Annotated in this window: 15 protein-coding genes; 9 read left to right on the top strand and 6 right to left on the bottom strand. The window is 72.2% G+C overall.

From position 1 onward, the window contains the following. The first annotated feature begins 34 nt into the window (after nt 1-34). Nucleotides 35-2,959 (top strand): FAD-binding and (Fe-S)-binding domain-containing protein, encoded by a 2,925-nt coding sequence (locus tag ACZ7HT_RS10590; protein WP_471162681.1) that lies wholly within the window; start codon nt 35-37, stop codon nt 2,957-2,959. Between the two features lie 155 nt (nt 2,960-3,114). After that, nucleotides 3,115-4,521, top strand: a complete 1,407-nt coding sequence (locus ACZ7HT_RS10595) for a Gfo/Idh/MocA family protein (RefSeq protein WP_471162684.1) — start codon at nt 3,115-3,117, stop codon at nt 4,519-4,521. A gap of 50 nt (nt 4,522-4,571) precedes the next feature. Here the strand turns inward: ACZ7HT_RS10595 and ACZ7HT_RS10600 are convergent, their stop codons facing one another. Next, a complete protein-coding gene (locus ACZ7HT_RS10600; RefSeq protein WP_471162686.1) occupies nt 4,572-6,185 on the bottom strand; it encodes a peptide-N4-asparagine amidase in 1,614 nt (537 codons plus the stop codon). A gap of 117 nt (nt 6,186-6,302) precedes the next feature. Then, the gene (locus tag ACZ7HT_RS10605; protein ID WP_471162688.1) at nt 6,303-7,094 is read right to left on the bottom strand and encodes a metal-dependent hydrolase; all 792 of its coding nucleotides are present in this window, start codon (nt 7,092-7,094) and stop codon (nt 6,303-6,305) included. Between the two features lie 83 nt (nt 7,095-7,177). Between ACZ7HT_RS10605 and ACZ7HT_RS10610 the strand changes: the two genes are divergently transcribed. Together ACZ7HT_RS10610 and ACZ7HT_RS10615 are read left to right on the top strand one after the other, a co-directional pair. Further along, entirely contained in the window at nt 7,178-9,739 is a 2,562-nt protein-coding gene (locus ACZ7HT_RS10610) for a DEAD/DEAH box helicase (RefSeq protein WP_471162691.1), read from the top strand. A gap of 12 nt (nt 9,740-9,751) precedes the next feature. Further along, nucleotides 9,752-10,615, top strand: a complete 864-nt coding sequence (locus ACZ7HT_RS10615) for an acyl-CoA thioesterase (RefSeq protein ID WP_471162693.1) — start codon at nt 9,752-9,754, stop codon at nt 10,613-10,615. 6 nt (nt 10,616-10,621) lie between these two features. On the opposite strand, the gene ACZ7HT_RS10620 is transcribed toward ACZ7HT_RS10615, so the two are convergent. After that, nucleotides 10,622-10,834, bottom strand: a complete 213-nt coding sequence (locus ACZ7HT_RS10620; RefSeq protein WP_471162695.1) for a DUF6011 domain-containing protein — start codon at nt 10,832-10,834, stop codon at nt 10,622-10,624. 37 nt (nt 10,835-10,871) lie between these two features. Here ACZ7HT_RS10620 and ACZ7HT_RS10625 point away from each other — a divergent pair, with 37 nt between their 5' ends. Together ACZ7HT_RS10625 and ACZ7HT_RS10630 are read left to right on the top strand one after the other, a co-directional pair. Further along, complete coding sequence (locus tag ACZ7HT_RS10625; protein WP_471162698.1) at nt 10,872-11,354, top strand: glutathione peroxidase; 483 nt, start codon at nt 10,872-10,874, stop codon at nt 11,352-11,354. After that, the gene (locus ACZ7HT_RS10630; protein ID WP_471162701.1) at nt 11,347-12,114 is read left to right on the top strand and encodes a putative protein N(5)-glutamine methyltransferase; all 768 of its coding nucleotides are present in this window, start codon (nt 11,347-11,349) and stop codon (nt 12,112-12,114) included. The genes ACZ7HT_RS10625 and ACZ7HT_RS10630 overlap by 8 nt, the downstream gene beginning before the upstream one ends. A gap of 46 nt (nt 12,115-12,160) precedes the next feature. On the opposite strand, the gene ACZ7HT_RS10635 is transcribed toward ACZ7HT_RS10630, so the two are convergent. Then, the gene (locus tag ACZ7HT_RS10635; RefSeq protein ID WP_471162703.1) at nt 12,161-13,531 is read right to left on the bottom strand and encodes a cytochrome P450; all 1,371 of its coding nucleotides are present in this window, start codon (nt 13,529-13,531) and stop codon (nt 12,161-12,163) included. Nucleotides 13,532-13,689: 158 nt separating this feature from the next. On the opposite strand from ACZ7HT_RS10635, the gene ACZ7HT_RS10640 reads away from it, so the two are divergent. Then, nucleotides 13,690-14,160, top strand: coding sequence for a VOC family protein (locus ACZ7HT_RS10640; protein ID WP_471162706.1), 471 nt, complete (start codon nt 13,690-13,692; stop codon nt 14,158-14,160). A 10-nt stretch (nt 14,161-14,170) separates the two neighbouring features. Here ACZ7HT_RS10640 and ACZ7HT_RS10645 read toward each other — a convergent pair whose 3' ends face one another. Next, nucleotides 14,171-15,412 (bottom strand): acyl-CoA dehydrogenase family protein, encoded by a 1,242-nt coding sequence (locus tag ACZ7HT_RS10645; protein WP_471162709.1) that lies wholly within the window; start codon nt 15,410-15,412, stop codon nt 14,171-14,173. 162 nt (nt 15,413-15,574) lie between these two features. Between ACZ7HT_RS10645 and ACZ7HT_RS10650 the strand changes: the two genes are divergently transcribed. Continuing rightward, nucleotides 15,575-16,222, top strand: a complete 648-nt coding sequence (locus ACZ7HT_RS10650; protein WP_471162712.1) for a TetR/AcrR family transcriptional regulator — start codon at nt 15,575-15,577, stop codon at nt 16,220-16,222. Nucleotides 16,223-16,231: 9 nt separating this feature from the next. Here the strand turns inward: ACZ7HT_RS10650 and def are convergent, their stop codons facing one another. Further along, nucleotides 16,232-16,792: a peptide deformylase gene (def, locus tag ACZ7HT_RS10655; RefSeq protein ID WP_471162715.1), complete on the bottom strand. Its 561-nt coding sequence runs from the start codon at nt 16,790-16,792 to the stop codon at nt 16,232-16,234. A gap of 126 nt (nt 16,793-16,918) precedes the next feature. Between def and ACZ7HT_RS10660 the strand changes: the two genes are divergently transcribed. After that, nucleotides 16,919-18,166, top strand: coding sequence for a MurT ligase domain-containing protein (locus ACZ7HT_RS10660; RefSeq protein WP_471162717.1), 1,248 nt, complete (start codon nt 16,919-16,921; stop codon nt 18,164-18,166). The last annotated feature ends 13 nt before the right edge of the window (nt 18,167-18,179 follow it).

Here is an 18,179-nt window from a genome sequence, read left to right on the forward strand (position 1 = left end):
CGGGTGCGGGGACGCGCCGAAGGGGAGCCAGGACATGCCGCTGCTCGAACCGAACCCGCAGGCCCTGCGTCCCGGTACGAAGCGGACGCCCGCCCCGGACCGCGTGCCGGAACTCGCGGCGCGCGGCACGCCGCGGCGGCTGCGCCAGGAGCTCACCGAGCTCCTCGGGCCCGGCAAGGTCCTCTCGGGCATCTCCGACCTGGTGCGCTACGCCTCGGACGCCAGCCCGTACCGCTTCGTCCCGCAGGTCGTCGTGGTCGCCGAGGACATCGACGACATCTCCACCGTCCTGTCGTACGCCCACGGCAAGGGCCGCGAAGTGGTCTTCCGGGCCGCCGGGACCAGCCTCAACGGCCAGGCGCAGGGGGAGGACATCCTCGTCGACGTGCGCCGTCACTGGGCGGGCGTCGAGGTCCTGGACGGCGGGGCCCGGGCGCGGATCCGGCCCGGCACCACCGTGGTGCGGGCCAATGCCGCGCTCGCCCCGTACGGGCGGGTCCTGGGGCCCGATCCGGCCAGCGCGATCGCCTGCACGATCGGCGGGGTCGTCGCCAACAACGCCTCGGGGATGACGGCTGGCACGACCCGGAACTCGTACCGGACCGTCTCGTCCCTGACCGTGGTGCTGCCGAGCGGGACCGTGGTCGACACGGCGGACCCGCATGCCGACGAGGAGCTCGCGCGCGCCGAGCCGAGGCTGTGCGCGGAGCTGACGGCGCTGAAGGCGGAGATCGAGGCGGACCCCGCGCTGACCGCGCGGATCCGGGCCAAGTACGCCATCAAGAACACCAACGGCTACCGGCTCGACGCCTTCCTCGACGGCGACACCCCGGTGCGGATCCTGCGCGGCCTGATGGTCGGCTCCGAGGGGACCTTCGGCTTCCTCTCCGAGGTCGTCTTCGACACCCTGCCGCTGGACCGGGAGGTGTCCACGGCCCTGCTGTTCTTCCCCTCGCTGCCCGCCGCCGCCGCGGCCGTGCCCCTCTTCAACGGGGCCGGGGCGCTCGCCGTCGAGCTGATGGACGGCAACACGCTGCGGGCCTCGGTGAGCGTGGCCGGCGTGCCCGCCGACTGGGCGGAGCTGCCGAAGGAGACGGCGGCGCTCCTGGTCGAGTTCCGGGCCCCGGACACCCCGGCCCTGGAGGCGTACGAGCGGGCGGCGGAAGCCGTGCTCGGCGGCCTGGGCCTGGTCGCCCCGGTGGCCTCCGTCGAGAACGCCTTCACCCGGGACCCGAAGCGGATCTCCGGCTACTGGAGGGCCCGCAGGGCCTTCGTGACGGCCGTCGGCGGCTCCCGCCCCTCCGGTACGACCCTGATCACCGAGGACTTCGCGGTGCCGCCGGACCGGCTCGCGGAGGCCTGCGAGTCGCTGCTGGGCCTCCAGGCGCGGCACGGCTTCGACGCGGCCGTCGCCGGCCACGCGGCCCACGGCAACCTCCACTTCCTGCTCGCCTTCGACGCGGCCGACCCCGCCGACGTCCAGCGGTACGCGGCCTTCATGGACGAGTTCTGCAAGCTGACCGTGGAGCGTTTCGACGGCTCGCTCAAGGCGGAGCACGCCACCGGCCGCAACATCGCGCCGTTCCTGGAGCTGGAGTGGGGGACGCGGGCGACCGATCTGATGTGGCGGGTCAAGGAGGCCATCGACCCGGCCGGCGTGCTCGCCCCGCGGATCGTCCTGGACCGCGACCCGCAGGCCCACCTGCGCGGCCTCAAGACCATCCCCACCGTGGAGCGGATCGCCGACCCGTGCATCGAGTGCGGTTTCTGCGAACCGACCTGCCCCAGCCACGACCTGACGACCACTCCGCGCCAGCGGATCGTGCTGCGCCGGGAGATGATGCGCCAGTCCGACGGCTCGCCGGTCGAGGCCCGGCTCCTGGAGGCGTACGGCTACGACGCCGTCGACACCTGTGCGGGCGACTCCACGTGCAGCCTCGCCTGCCCGGTCGGCATCGACACGGGGGCGCTGATGAAGGAGTTCCGGCACGAGCGGCACTCGCCGCGCGAGGAGCGGATCGCGGCTCTGGCCGCGAAGAACTTCCGCGCGGTGGAGGCCTCCGCGCGGCTCGCGGTCGGCGCCGCGGACCGGATCGGCGACCGGGTCCTGGAATCGGTGACGGGCCTCGCCCGCAAGGCCGTCCGCCCGGACCTCGTCCCGGAGTGGCTGCCGGAGATCCCGGGCGCGGCGGCCTGGCGGCTCCCCCGCACCCACCGTCCGGCGGCGGTCGCCGTCTACTACCCGGCGTGTGTGAACCGTATCTTCGGCAATCAGGAGGGCGTCCGCGGGCCCTCGCTGCCGGAGGCCGTCGTCGCGGTGTCCGCGCGGGCCGGGCGGCCGGTGTGGATCCCGGACGACGTGGCCGGCACGTGCTGCGCGACGATCTGGCACTCCAAGGGGTACGAGCGGGGCAACGAGGTGATGGCGAACCGGATCGTCGAGGCCGCCTGGGGGTGGACGGCCGGCGGGAGGCTGCCGCTCGTGGTGGACGCCTCCTCGTGCACCCTGGGCCTCGCGCACGAGGTGGTGCCGTACCTGACGGAGGAGAACCGTGAGCTGCACGCCGAACTGACCGTGGTGGACTCGCTCGTGTGGGCGGCGGACGAGCTGCTCCCCCGGCTCGACGTGCGCCGCCGGGTCGCCTCGGCGGTGGTCCATCCGACCTGCTCGATGCGGCACCTGGGCGACGAGGAGAAGCTCACCGCGCTCGCCGGGGCCTGTGCGGAGGAGGTCGTCGTCCCCGCCGACGCGGGCTGCTGCGCCTTCGCCGGCGACCGGGGCATGCTGCACCCGGAGCTGACGGCCTCGGCGACGGCCCGGGAGGCCGCCGAGGTCACGGCCCGGCCGTTCGACGCGCACGTCTCGGCGAACCGGATGTGCGAGATCGGGATGAACCGCGCGACAGGCCGGAGTTACGAATCGGTGCTGCTCGCGCTGGAACGCGCCACCCGCCCCTGATTATCCGTCAATCCCCCGCGCGCCGGGACTGACAGGGCCCCTCACCCCGTACGGTGAGGGGCCCTTCGTATGTTCGGGTGATCATCCGCGGCCGGTGCGGCTCGGCGGAGGAACCGGAACAGTACAGTCCAACCACCCGTCAGCAGGGAGGTTCCATGGACGACCAGACACCGCGCCCCCCGAGCCGTCGCACGGTCCTGCGGACCACGGCCGGAGCGGGACTCGCCATCACCGCCGCGAGCGGGCAGACCGCGCACGCCGCCACCGGCTCCGCTCCCGCCGTCACGCCGCAGACCCCGGCCGCGCCGAAACGCCGGGGCTCCACCATGGCCGGGGTCCCGTTCCAGGGCCGTTCCACGGTCCGGATCGGCATCGTCGGACTCGGCAACCGCGGCGGCGGCATGATCGCCAACTTCCTCGCCCTCCCCTGGGTCCAGATCGTCGCCCTCTGCGACCCGGTGCGCGAGAAGGCCGAGAAGGCCGCCAAGGCCGTCACCGCCTCCGGCCGGCCCGCCCCCGCCCTCTACACCCACGGCGCGGACGACTACGCCAACCTCTGCGCCCGCACCGACCTCGACTTCGTGTACGCGGCGACCCCCTGGGACACCCACTTCGCGATCGCCAGGACGGCGCTGCTGAACGGCAAGCACGTCGGCGTGGAGTGCCCGATCGCCCTGGAGCTCGAGCAGCTGTGGGAGCTCGTCGACCTGTCGGAGCAGAACCGCCGCCACTGCATGCAGCTGGAGAACTGCTGCTACGGGCGCAACGAGATGCGGGTGCTGCGGATGGCGCACGCCGGGAGGTTCGGGGAGCTGCTGCACGGCGCGGGGGCGTACAACCACGACCTGCGCGGGCTGCTGTTCTCGCCGACGTACTACGAGGGGCCCTGGCGCCGACTGTGGCACACCCGGCTGCGCGGGGACCTCTACCCGAACCACGGCTTCGGGCCGGTCGCCAACTACATGGACGTCAACCGGGGCGACCGGGCGGTGAGCATCAGCAGCTTCGGCACCCCGGCGCTCGGGCTCGCCGAGTACCGCGCGGCGCACATGCCGGCCGGCGACCCGAGCTGGAAGGAGACGTACATCGAGAGCGACCGGACGATCAGCATGGTGCAGACGGCCAAGGGCCGGCTGATCCGCCTGGAGCACGACGTGTCCACCCCGCACCCGTACAGCAGGATCAACAGCCTGGGCGGTACGCGGGGGGTCTTCGAGGACTACCCGGCCCGGATCTATCTGGAGCCGGACCACAAGGACGACGTCTGGGGGGACTTCGCGGCGTACGCGGCCGAGTTCGACCACTGGCTGTGGAAGGACCACGCCAACCCGCCGGGCGCCCACGGGGGCATGGACTACATCATGGTCTACCGCCTGATGCAGTGTCTCCAGAAGGGCCTGCCGCCGGACTTCGACGTGTACGACGCCGCCACCTGGACGGCTCCGGTGCCGCTGAGCCACGCGTCGATCAAGGCGAACGGCGCGCCGCAGGAGATCCCCGACTTCACGCGCGGCGAGTGGCGCAGGGCCCGCGCGGGCGTGGACTCCGCGAAGCCGGCCTGACCCGGCGGTACTGCCCGGCCCCTCGGGAAGGGGGCCGGGCAGCGCCGTGTTCAGCAGCGGCGCAGGTCCTCGGTGACCGTGCCCTGGACGGCGGTCAGGCTGCGGTCGTAGCAGTCGTCGGAGCCGTGGAGCCGGTAGCGCTCGGTGCTGGTGCCGACCGCGTGCCGCTGGTCGCGGGGGACGCCGAGGGTGAAGGAGGCGTCGCCGGTGTACGTGTCGTCCAGGCGCGACCAGGACAGCCGCTTGCCGTTCCGGACGACGTCGACGGCGGCGCGGTCGCCGACGGTGAGCCCGGTCCGCAGGCGGTTCGCGCCGTCGACGGCGATCTCGCCGTCCATCGTGTACGTGCGCCGGGTGTGCGTCGCGGTCCGGCCGACGGTCACGGTCTCGTCGTCGGTCCAGCGGGCGGTGAGCGCGTCGGGGTTCTCGTCGGCGCCCCAGCGGTGGGTGGACCGGTGGTCGACGGTACGGGTGACGGTGGTCGCGACGCGGCCGTGCGAGGTGTTCAGGTGCCCGGCGACGGTGAGCGTGTCGCCGCCCGTGGCCTCCAGGACGTCCGGGGCGCCGGCCGTGTACACGGCGGAGTCGCGCGGGGTGCCGGGCTCGTGCCGGTCCAGGCCGCCGGTGACGACCTCGCTGCCCTCGTCCTGCCAGAGCAGCACGTTGGTGGGGATGCTCCAGCCGGACTGCCCGGCGGGGACGCCGGCGACGGAGACCTCGACGCGATGGGCCGCGCCGTCGTTGAGCAGGGCCGCGAAGGGCGTGAGGTCGTAGGTGATCGGCTGTACGTCGAAGGCGCGCGGCGCGGGCGTCACGTACCAGAGGAAGGGGTTGGACCAGCCGCCGGTCCACACGTGCGGGAAGGGGGCCGCGATGCCGGCGAGCTTCCCGTCGACGGAGATCCGCACCTCCCGGTAGGGCCCGTCGGTGGCCTTGCAGGAGTAGGGGGCGGCGTCGGGGACGGTGAGGTACCAGAACTCCTCGCAGCCGCCGCCGGATCCGGTGGCGTACACCTCGGCGAGGACGCGCTCGGTGTTGCGCGGGGTGGTAAGGGTCGCGCCGGTGAGCGGGACGACCCGGTCGGGGGTGCCGGCGGCGGGCTTCACGCGGCCCTCGGCGGCGTGGAACGTGAGCGTGACGCGGACGTCGAGGACACCGGTGTACGTCTCGTTCACGACGTTGCCGATGAGCATCTCGACCGGCTGCGGGCGGCTGAGCGTGTCCCGGTAGCGGGTGACGTCCTTCTCGACGGACCAGCTGACGCCGTCGGGAGAGGGCTCGGGGGTGGAGGTGCGGAGGATCTCGACGCCGCCGAGGGTGAGGTAGCCCAGGCGGTCGTACTGGCGGCCCTTGACCTGTCCGTCGAGGCGCAGCACCACCTTGTTCCAGCGGGCGCCGGTGCCGCACTCCTTCGGCGGGGCGTAGCTCCCCCGGTACGGGGTGAAGTCGCGGAACTCGGTGGCCGCGAGGGTCACCTCGCAGGTGCGGGTGCCGGGGGTGGCGACGGGCGGGGCGGCGGTGACCGGGTCGTGCCAGTCGGTGGAGAACTCGGCGGGGGGCGTCGGGCCGGTCGGACCGTCGGCGGCGGCCGGGTGGGCGGTGAACAGCGCGCCGGCGGCGAGCACCAGACCGCCGATCACGCTCGTGATCTTGAGTGATCTCATGGCCCGGAAGTGAAGCGCGGTCGTCCGCCGCGGTCCAGAGGACGATGAGCGGACATGGCGCGATCTATGCCGTTCGGCACCCGCAGGCCGCGAGAGGAAACCGAGCACCGCCGGCCGCTAGAGGAAACCGAGCGCCGAGGCTCCGCCGACGCCGCCGAGGACCATGAAGGCGGGCATCAGGACCTTGAGCTCGACCCAGCTGCCGGCCCGGAAGCGCATGCCCTTGGGCGGGCCGATCGGGTACCAGCGCTTGCGTCCGACGGGGATGGGCCACAGGATCGGGCAGCCGGAGACGGTCAGGGCGTCGCCGATGTCGTGCACGAGGGCGCCGAGGACGATGGGCAGACCCAGCCACAGGTACTCCTGGCCGGGGCCGGTGAAGAACCAGTCCGCGCCGTTGCCCGGCTGGTCGAGGACGCCCGCGAGGATCCAGGCGCTGGTGGCGCCGAGCAGCCAGACCAGGACGTCGCTGGACACCCGGGCGGCCCGCCACAGCAGGCCTTCCACGGCGAGGACCAGGTGCACGAAGAGGATCGCGAGGACCGCCCAGCGGCCGCCGGTGACCGCCGCGACGGAGGCTCCGCCGCCGATCAGGACCGCCCAGAGCCAGGTGTGGGTGAGCGTCCGGTGCCCGCCGGACCTGCGGGGGTCGGACGTGGAGCGGGTCGCCTTGTAGACGGCGTACGACAGCTTGTCGACGATCTCGCAGAGGGTCCGGGAGACCGGCCCGAAGGCGCGGGAGATGGTCGCCGACTTGTGGTCGAGGTCGGGCGCGAGGGCCGCGCCCGCGCAGATGAGCGCGCCGACGACGAGAACCGGCCAGGGCATCGGGTGGTCGAAGGCGGCCGCGGCCGCTCCCACCCCCAGCCAGGCCGCCGCTCCGGACAGCGAATGCGCCGGTCCCATCATGGTCGGTCCGCCCCGTTTCTCCCCTGCCGGCGCTCAGTTGACGACCGGTCGACGGACGAGCCTATCGTCCGTGATCAAGACTGATGATGGCCGGTTCCCTCATCCGCGCGGAATGCGGGCAAGATGGGGGCGTGACCCTTATCGATCAGCTGCCGCCGACCGCCGACCCCGACGCCCTCTTCGAGGCCTTCTCCTCCTGGGCCGAGGACCGGGGCATCACGCTCTACCCGGCCCAGGAAGAGGCGCTGATCGAGGTCGTCTCCGGGGCCAACGTGATCTTGTCCACACCTACCGGATCGGGAAAGTCGCTGGTCGCGGCGGGTGCGCACTTCACCGCGCTCGCCAATGACCAGGTGACCTTCTACACCGCGCCGATCAAGGCGCTCGTGTCGGAGAAGTTCTTCGACCTGTGCAAGCTCTTCGGCACCGAGAACGTCGGCATGCTGACCGGCGACGCCTCCGTGAACGCGGACGCCCCCGTGATCTGCTGCACCGCCGAGGTGCTCGCCTCGATCGCGCTGCGGGACGGCAAGTACGCCGACATCGGCCAGGTCGTCATGGACGAGTTCCACTTCTACGCCGAGCAGGACCGCGGCTGGGCCTGGCAGATCCCGCTCCTGGAACTCCCCCAGGCGCAGTTCATCCTCATGTCGGCGACGCTCGGCGACGTGTCGATGTTCGAGAAGGACCTGACCCGGCGCACCGGCAAGCCGACCTCGGTGGTCCGCTCGGCGACCCGGCCGGTGCCGCTGTCGTACGAGTACCGGCTCACGCCCATCACGGACACCCTGACCGAGCTCCTGGAGACCAAGCAGGCGCCCGTCTACATCGTGCACTTCACGCAGGCGCAGGCCGTCGAGCGCGCCCAGTCGCTGATGAGCATCAACATGTGCACGCGCGAGGAGAAGGACCAGATCGCCGAGCTCATCGGCAACTTCCGCTTCACCACCAAGTTCGGCCAGAACCTCTCGCGGTACGTCCGCCACGGCATCGGCGTGCACCACGCGGGCATGCTGCCGAAGTACCGGCGGCTCGTGGAGAAGCTGGCCCAGGCGGGCCTCCTGAAGGTGATCTGCGGGACGGACACCCTCGGCGTCGGCGTGAACGTGCCGATCCGCACGGTGCTCTTCACGGCCCTCACCAAGTACGACGGCAACCGGGTGCGCACCCTGCGCGCCCGTGAGTTCCACCAGATCGCGGGCCGGGCCGGCCGGGCCGGCTTCGACACCGCCGGTTTCGTGGTGGCGCAGGCCCCCGAGCACGTCATCGAGAACGAGAAGGCGCTCGCAAAGGCCGGCGACGACCCGAAGAAGCGCCGCAAGGTGGTCCGCAAGAAGGCCCCCGAGGGTTTCGTCGCCTGGAGCGACACGACCTTCGAGAAGCTTATCGACGCCGAGCCGGAGCCGCTGACCTCCCGCTTCAAGGTCACCAACATCATGCTGCTCTCGGTGATCGCCCGGCCGGGCAACGCCTTCGAGGCGATGCGCAAGCTCCTGGAGGACAACCACGAGCCGCGCAAGGCGCAGCTGCGGCACATCCGCCGGGCCATCGCGATCTACCGCTCGCTGCTCGACGGCGGCGTGGTCGAGCAGCTGGACGAGCCGGACGCGGAGGGCCGCACCATCCGGCTCACGGTCGACCTCCAGCAGGACTTCGCGCTGAACCAGCCGCTGTCGACGTTCGCGCTCGCCGCCTTCGACCTGCTCGACCCGGAGTCCCCCTCGTACGCCCTGGACATGGTGTCGGTCGTCGAGTCGACGCTGGACGACCCGCGCCAGATCCTCGCCGCCATGCAGAACAAGGCGCGCGGGGAGGCCGTCGGGCGGATGAAGGCGGACGGCGTCGAGTACGAGGAGCGGATGGAGCGGCTCCAGGAGATCTCGTACCCGAAGCCGCTGGAGGAACTGCTCTGGCACGCGTACAACGTCTACCGGAAGTCGCACCCGTGGGTCGGCGACCACCCGGTGTCGCCGAAGTCGGTCATCCGTGACATGTACGAACGGGCGCTGACCTTCACGGAGTTCACCTCCTGGTACGAGCTGGCGCGGACCGAGGGCATCGTCCTGCGGTACCTGGCGAGCGCGTACAAGGCGCTCGACCACACCATCCCGGACGACCTGAAGACCGAGGACCTGGAGGACCTGATCGCCTGGCTGGGCGAGATGGTGCGGCAGGTGGACTCCTCGCTGCTCGACGAGTGGGAGCAGCTGGCCAACCCGGAGGTCCAGACGGCCGAGGAGGCCCAGGAGAAGGCCGACCAGGTCAAGCCGGTCACGGCGAACGCCCGCGCGTTCCGGGTCCTGGTGCGCAACGCGATGTTCCGCCGGGTGGAGCTGGCCGCCCTCGACAACGTCGACGCGCTCGGCGAGCTGGACGGCGAGGCCGGTTGGGACGCGGACGCGTGGGGCGAGGCGATGGACGCCTACTGGGACGAGTACGACGATCTGGGTACGGGTCCGGACGCGCGCGGCCCGAAGCTGCTCGCGATCGAGGAGGACGCGGCGCACGGCCTGTGGCGCGTCCGGCAGACCTTCGCCGACCCGAACGGCGACCATGACTGGGGCATCAGCGCGGAGGTGGACCTCGCGGCCTCCGACGAGGAGGGCCGGGCCGTGGTCCGCGTGACGTCCGTCGGACAGCTGTAGAGGAGACGTGTGGTGACCAACCCCGCCGAGAGGCTCGTGGATCTGCTCGACCTGGAGCGGATCGAGGTCGACATCTTCCGCGGGCGCAGCCCGCAGGAGTCGCTGCAACGGGTCTTCGGCGGGCAGGTCGCCGGTCAGGCCCTGGTGGCGGCCGGCCGCACCACCGAGGGCGACCGGCCGGTGCACTCGCTGCACGCCTACTTCCTGCGGCCGGGGCGGCCCGGGGTGCCGATCGTGTACCAGGTGGAGCGGGTGCGCGACGGCCGCTCGTTCACGACCCGCCGGGTCACGGCGATCCAGGAGGGGCGGACGATCTTCAACCTGACGGCCTCCTTCCACCGGCCGGAGGAGGGCGCCTTCGAGCACCAGCTGCCCCCGAGGCACCTGACCGATCCGGAGACGCTGCCGAACCTGGCGGACGAGATCCGCGAGCACCTGGGCTCGCTGCCGGAGGCCCTGGAGCGGATGGCCCGCCGCCAGCCCTTCGACATCAGGTACGTGGACCGGCTGCGCTGGACCCAGGACGAGGTCAGGGGCGCGGACCCGAGGAGCGCTGTGTGGATGCGGGCCGTCGGCCCGCTGGGCGACGCCCCGCTGGTCCACACCTGCGCCCTGACGTACGCCTCGGACATGACGCTCCTGGACGCGGTCCGGATCCCCGTCGAACCGCTCTGGGGCCCGCGCGGCTTCGACATGGCCTCACTGGACCACGCGATGTGGTTCCACCGCCCGTTCCGGGCGGACGAGTGGTTCCTGTACGACCAGGAGTCCCCGATCGCCACGGGCGGCCGGGGTCTGGCCCGGGGCCGCATCTACGACCGCGAGGGCAGGCTCCTGGTGTCGGTGGTCCAGGAGGGCCTGTTCAGGAAGCTGTAGGGGCTCTCAGATCCCCGGCAGGGTGTCCTGCTCGACCTCGTGGCGGCGGGTGCGGATGTCCGGGGCCGGGGGGTGGAGTTTGGCGTCGCAGGTGGGGCCCAGGCCGGTGCGGCGGGAGTCGGCGCCGGTCAGGGGGCGGCCGCAGAGCCGGCAGTACACCCGGCGCGGTCCCGTCGGTGTCGTGGAATCGATCGCGATTGCCAGTGGTTCGTCTCCCATGCTGAGATCAAACCCTATTGCGATGAGGAGCACTCCCATGAGCCTGTACGACATCCCCCTGAAGACCCTGACCGGTGAGCCGGTCTCCCTGGCCGACTACCGCGACCGCGCCGTGCTGGTGGTGAACGTGGCCTCGAAGTGCGGCCTGACCCCGCAGTACGCCGGTCTGGAGCGGCTGCAGAAGGCGTACGGGGAGCGCGGCTTCACCGTGCTCGGCGTGCCCTGCAACCAGTTCGCGGGCCAGGAGCCGGGCAGCTCCGAGGAGATCGCCACCTTCTGCTCGGCGACGTACGGGGTGTCCTTCCCGCTCCTGGAGAAGACGGACGTCAACGGCGACGGCCGCCACCCGCTCTACTCGGAGCTGGTGAAGGTCGCCGACGCCGAGGGCGAGGCCGGTGACGTGCAGTGGAACTTCGAGAAGTTCCTCATCGGCCGCGACGGCCAGGTCACCCGCTTCCGTCCGCGCACCGAGCCGGAGGCCCCGGAGGTCGTGTCGGCGATCGAGGCGCAGCTTGTCTGACCTGGGGGTGGTGGAACGGCTGCGGGCCGCCGGCTGCGTCTTCGCCGAGGAGGAGGCGGAGATGCTCCTGGCGACCGCCGCCGGGCCCGCCGAGCTCGACCTGATGGTCGAGCGGCGGGCCTCCGGCCTGCCCCTGGAGCACGTCGTGGGGTGGGCCGAGTTCGCCGGGCTGCGGATCGAGGTCGACGGCGGGGTCTTCGTGCCCCGGCGGCGTACGGAGTTCCTCGTCGGTCACGCGGTGGAGCTGGCCCGGCCCGGCGCCGTCTGCGTCGACCTGTGCTGCGGCTCCGGCGCGGCGGGCGCCGTGCTGCTCGACCGGGTCGAGGGCGCGCGGGTGCACGCCTCGGACATCGAGCCGGCGGCCGTGGCCTGCGCCCGGCGGAACGTCGAGCCGCGCGGCGGTCTGGTGTACGAGGGGGACCTCTTCGCGCCGCTGCCGCGGGAGCTGCGGGGCCTGGTCGGGGTACTGGTCGCGAACGTGCCCTACGTACCGACGGAGGAGATCGGGCTGCTGCCGCCCGAGGCCCGGGACCACGAGCCGCTGGTCACGCTCGACGGCGGCGCGGACGGGCTCGACGTGCTGCGGCGGGTCGCCGGCGAGGCGCCGGAGTGGCTGGCGCCGGGCGGGCACCTGCTGGTGGAGACGAGCGAGCGGCAGGCGGAGACGGCGCTCGCGGTGATGTCCGCGGCCGGTCTGGCGCCGCGGGTCGTCACCTCCGAGGAGTGGTGGGCGACGATCGTGGTCGCGACCAGGCCGTAGGGGGACGGGAGCGGCCCCGGTCGGGCCGCTCCCGTACGTACAGCGGTTACGCCGTCCTCGGGATCAGGCGGCAGCGTGCCGGGCCCTCCTGCGTGAGGGTGATCGCGGAGCCGACCGGCACCTCGGTGTCGACGGCCTCCAGGCCGTACTTCTGGAGGACCATCGCCAGCGCGATCACCGACTCCAGCATCGAGAAGTGCTGGCCGATGCAGGCGCGCGGGCCGCCGCCGAAGGGGAACCAGGCGTACCGGGGGCGGGCCGCCTCCGCCTCGGGCGTGAAGCGGTCCGGGTCGAAGCGCTCCGGGTCCTCCCAGTAGGCGGGGTGCCGGTGGGTCACCCAGGAGGAGATGATGACGTCCGCGCCCGCCGGGATGGTGACACCGCCGATCACGGTGGCGTCGACGGCGCGGCGGCCGACGGCCGGGGCGGCGGGGAAGAGCCGCATGGCCTCCTTCAGCACCTGCGTGAGGTAGGGCAGCGCGTCGAGGTCGGCGGCGCCGGGGGTACGGCCGCCGAGGACCCGGTCGATCTCCTCGTGGGTCCGCTTCAGCACCTCGGGGTGGCGGGCGAGGAGGTGGAGGGCGAAGCCGAGGGAGGTGGCGGTGGTCTCGTGCCCGGCGAGCAGGAAGACGAGGACCTGTTCGCGCAGCTCGGTGGCGTCGAAGCTGCCGTCCTCGGCGCTCTCGGCCTCGACGAGCAGGGTGAGGAGGTCGTCGCCCTCGCCGGAGGACCGGCCGGAAGCGCGCCGCTCGGCGATGATCCGGTCGCAGACCTCGTACAGCGCCTGGTGGACGGCGGCGGCCTTGCGGTTGCCGGGGGTGGGCCAGTCGCGCGGGAACTTGACCGGGGAGTAGCCGCGGCGCAGCACGTACGCGCCGAGCTCGGGGAAGCAGCGCTCGACGATCTCGACGGCCGCGTCGACGTCGGTGCCGAAGAGGATGCGGGCGACCGCGCGCAGGGCGAGGCGGGTCATCTCGTGGAGGACGTCGACGGTCTCGGCGCCGCCGTCCTGCCATTCGCCGATGAGGGTGGTGACCTCGGCGGCGACGGCCCCCGCGTAGCCGTCGACGCGGCGCTTGGTGAAGAGCGGCTGGACGAGCCGGCGCTGGCGGAGGTAGTCCTCGTCCTGGCTGGTCAGCAGCCCGTTGCCGAAGGACTCGCGGATCTCCTGGTAGAAGGCGTTGTCCTTGCGGAAGTTGGCGGATTCCCCGGCGAGGACCTGCTGGGCGCCCTCCGCGGAGAAGACGCCGTAGAAGGTGGCGCGGATCCCGGGCGGGCCCGCGGTCATCTTCACGACGTCCCCGTGCTCACGCCGGGCGCGCAGGAAGGTGCCCAGGGAGTCCTTCTTGAGGTCGAGCATGGAGCCGAGGAGCGGATTTCCCCCGAGGTGGGGTGCTTCGGTACCGGTGGTGGCCATGATCGGTTCCCCCTTGATCGTCACTGGCCCGCTGATTGTCCCTCAGGAAGTAACCCACAGGTAGCCGGGGCCGAACAGCCGACCGAATCAGGCCTGTTGGCGTGAAACGCCTGACGGCCCCGGCCTCGTTGTCAGTGGCTTCTGGGACGCTCACCGGCATGGACGAGCGACCCGAACTGACACTGCAGCTGACCATCGACTGCGCCGACCCCCAGCGCCTGGTGCCCTTCTGGCTGGACGCCCTGCGGTACGTCCCCGAACCGCCGCCCGCAGGCCACGCCACCTGGAGGGCGTACTGGGAGGCGATCGGCGTGCCGGAGGACGAGCTCGGCGAGGGCGCCGGGGACCTTCCGGAGTCCATCGTCGACCCGAAGGGCATGGGCCCCCGGGTCTGGTTCCAGCGGGTCCCGGAGCCGAAGACCGCCAAGAACCGCGTCCACCTCGACCTGAAGGTCGGCGGCGGCCGGGAGGTCCCCCTCGCCGTCCGCCGCGCGCGCGTGGACGGTGAGGTGGCCCGGCTGACGGCGCTCGGCGCGACCGTGCTGTACACGATGGACGAGCCGAACGGCATGGACTACTACGGGGTGGTCCTCCAGGACCCGGAGGGCAATGAGTTCTGCCTGGCGTGAGCGGCGGCGGCTACTTCGCGATCGCGCGGCTGATCACCACGCGCTGGATCTCGCTGGTGCCCTCGAAGATCGTGTAGATCGCGGCGTCGCGGTGCATGCGCTCCACCGGGTACTCGCGGGTGTAGCCGTTGCCGCCGAGGATCTGGATGGCCTGGGCGGTGACCTTCTTGGCGACCTCGCTCGCGTACAGCTTGGACATGGAGCCCTCGGCCGCGGTGAAGGGCTTGCCGGCCGTGGCCATCCAGGAGGCGCGCCAGACGAGGAGGCGGGCGGCGTCGATCTGGGTGGCCATGTCGGCGAGCTGGAAGGCGACGCCCTGGTTCTCGATGATCGGGCGGCCGAACTGGACGCGGGTCTTGGCGTAGTCGAGGGCGACCTCGTACGCGGCGCGGGCGGTGCCGACGGCCATGGCGCCGACGGCCGGGCGGGAGGCCTCGAAGGTGGCCATGGCGGCGTTCTTCACGCTCCCCCAGCTACCGCTGGGAGGTGCCCCCACCCCGCCCGCCCTGGCCTTCTCCCGGGCGCGGGCGAGCCGCTCGTCCAGCTTGTCCTTGCCGCCGAGCAGGCAGGAGCCGGGGACGCGGACGTCCTCCAGGACGACCTCGGCGGTGTGGGAGGCGCGGATGCCGTGCTTCTGGAACTTCTGCCCCTGGGAGAGGCCGGGGGTGTTCGGCGGCACGATGAAGGAGGCGTGGCCCTTGGAGCCGAGCTCGGCGTCGACGACGGCGACGACGACGTGGACGTTGGCGATGCCGCCGTTGGTCGCCCAGGTCTTGGTGCCGTTGAGGACCCACTCGTCCTTGGCCTCGTCGTACACGGCGCGGGTGCGCATGGAGGCGACGTCGGAGCCGGCGTCGGGCTCGGAGGAGCAGAAGGCGGCGACCTTGACGTCGTTCGCGTCGCCGTACATCTGCGGGACCCAGGTGCCGATCTGCTCCTCGGTACCGTTGGCGAGGACGCCGACGGCGGCGAGGCCGGTGCCGACGATGGAGAGGGCGATGCCGGCGTCGCCCCAGAAGAGCTCCTCCATCGCCATCGGGATGCCGAGGCCGGTCGGGTCGAAGAACTGCTGGGCGTAGAAGTCGAGGGAGTAGATGCCGAGCTTGGCCGCTTCCTGGATGATCGGCCAGGGAGTCTCCTCACGCTCGTCCCACTCGGCGGCCGCGGGGCGCATCACATCGGCGGCGAAGCCGTGGAGCCAGTCGCGGACCTGCTTCTGGTCCTCGTTGAGTTCGAGCGTGAACTCGCCCATGTTCCCTCCCAGCATGACGTTACTTGCGGTAACAGCAGTCTGTTACCGGTGGGTATAGGCTGTCAACCTGCGGTGGAGCGGTTCGGCCCGAGCGACACCGGATCGCCGCCGGGTGTTACGTTGCGACAGCCTCACGAATCGCACGGGCGGGGAGACACGCACATGGACATCGCACACCGGACCACCGACCAGCAGACGCCCGCCGAGCAGCGGCGCCGCGAACTGCTGGAGGCGGCGGACCGGGTGGTGCTCCGGGACGGCCCCAAGGCGTCCATGAACGCGATCGCGGCCGAGGCCGGCATCACCAAGCCGATCCTCTACCGCCACTTCGGCGACAAGGGCGGGCTCTACCGCGCCCTCGCCACCCGGCACACGGACGCGCTCCTCGCCTCGCTCCGCGCCTCGCTCGACGCGCCCGCCGACCGGCGCAGCCGCGTCGAGGCCACCCTCGACACCTACCTGGCGTCCATCGAGGCGATGCCCCAGGTCTACCGCTTCCTCATGCACCCGGCGGAGGAGTCCCACCAGACCGAGCAGGGCTTCGACGTCGGCCGCCACTCGGCCCCGCTCCTGCGCCGCATGGGCGAGGAGCTCGGCCAGGTCATCGCCGAGCGCGTCGACCTGGGACCGGCCGCCGAGGCCCAGGCCCGGATCTGGGGCCACGGCATCGTCGGCATGATGCACGCGGCCGGCGACTGGTGGCTCGGCGAGCGCCCCTGCTCCCGGACGGACCTGGTCAAGAGCCTGGCCGACCTGCTGTGGGGCCGCCTCGCGGAGGCCGACGACCGCCCGGGCGGGCCCGGCTTCTAGGCGAGCGGGTCAGGCCTCAAGGACGGAGGCCCCGGTCCCCCACGGCTGCTTGCGGATCGTGCGCAGCAGACGTGACTTGCGCCACCCCGTGACGTGGTCCGCGTAGACCCCGCCCTCCAGGTGGTCCGTCTCGTGCTGGAGGCAGCGGGCGAAGAAACCCGTGCCCTCGATCCGTATCGGGGTGCCGTCGAGGCGTACGCCCTCGACCACCGCGCGGTCGAAGCGGGGGGTCGGCGCCTCGACGCCCGGCAGGGAGAGGCAGCCCTCGGGGCCGCGGATCTCGTCGCCGTCCGCCTCCACGAGGCGCGGGTTCACCACATGGCCCAGGTGGCGGTTCTCCTCGTCGTCGGGGCAGTCGTACACGAAGACCCGCAGGCCCACGCCGACCTGGTTCGCCGCCAGGCCCACGCCGTTCGCCGCGTACATCGTGGCGAACATGTCCTCGACGAGCCGGGCCAGTTCGGGTCCGAAGTCGGTGACGGGCGCGCAGGGGGTGTGCAGTACGGGGTCGCCGAGGAGCGTCATCGCTCGGACGAGGCCGGAACTGCCGGGGATGGGGCGGTTTCGCATGGCCGTAAGGGTACGGTCCGCCGTGACCTCGCCGTTTCGCGCGGTCGCTTGCCGGTGCCGCTGTTCGGGCTGCTGGCCGGATCTCGATAGGCTGAGCCCGGACCGACGCAAGGAGGAACAAGAACGATGTCAGGACACCCCGGTAATCCAGAGCCGCTGTCGCCGCGCGCCAAGCTGGCCGTGACGGCGGGCAAGGCCGCGGCCGCGGTGTCGCGTGCGGCGGGGCGCGGCAGCGGATCGGTGATCGGCGGGCGGGTGGCGCTCAAGCTCGACCCCGACCTGCTCGGTCGGCTCGCGCAGCATCTGGACGTCGTCCTGGTGTCGGCGACCAACGGCAAGACGACGACGACCCGGCTCATCGCGGAGGCCCTGCGCGCCGCCGGGCCCGTGGTCTCCAACGCCCTCGGCGCGAACATGCCCGCGGGCATCACCTCGGCGCTGGCCGGCGGCACGGACTCCAAGTTCGGTGTGATCGAGGTCGACGAGAAGTACCTCGCCGGCGTCGCCCGGGACACCACGCCCAAGGCGATCGCGCTGCTGAACCTCTCCCGCGACCAGCTGGACCGTGCGGCCGAGACCCGGATGCTCGCCGAGAAGTGGCGCGAGGGCCTCAGCGGCACCAAGGCCGTGGTCATCGCCAACGCCGACGACCCGCTGATCGTGTGGGCCGCCTCCTCCTCGCCGAACGTGGTGTGGGTCGCCGCCGGTCAGGAGTGGAAGGACGACGCCTGGTCGTGCCCCGCCTGCGGCGGTGTGATGCAGCGTCCGGGCGACGACTGGTTCTGCGGCGAGTGCGGCTTCCGCCGTCCCGCGCCGAGCTGGGCGCTCAGCGGCGACCACGTGCTCGACCCGCACGGTTCGGCCTGGCCGATCCGGCTCCAGCTGCCCGGCCGCGCCAACAAGGCGAACGCCGCGACCTCGGCCGCCGTCGCCGCCGTCTTCGGGGTGCCGCCGCAGGTGGCCCTGGAGCGCATGTACCAGGTGCAGGCCGTCGCCGGACGCTACGACGTGGTGTCCTTCCAGAACCGCGACCTGCGTCTGCTGCTCGCGAAGAACCCGGCCGGCTGGCTCGAAACGTTTTCCCTCATCGACGGGCCGCCCGCCCCGGTGATCCTCTCGGTCAACGCGCGGGGCGCCGACGGCACGGACACCTCCTGGCTGTGGGACGTGGACTACGGCCGGCTCGCCGGCCACCCGATCATGGTGATCGGCGACCGGAAGCTGGACCTCGCGGTCCGCCTGGAGGTCGCGGGTGTGGACTTCCGCGTCTGCGAGACGCTCGACGAGGCCGTCTCGATGGCCCCGCCCGGGCAGATCGAGCTGATCGCCAACTACACCGCCTTCCAGGACGTCCGCCGCCGCGTCGGCAACTGACCCGTAGAGGACT

This window comes from Streptomyces sp. NPDC037410 (assembly GCF_055602235.1).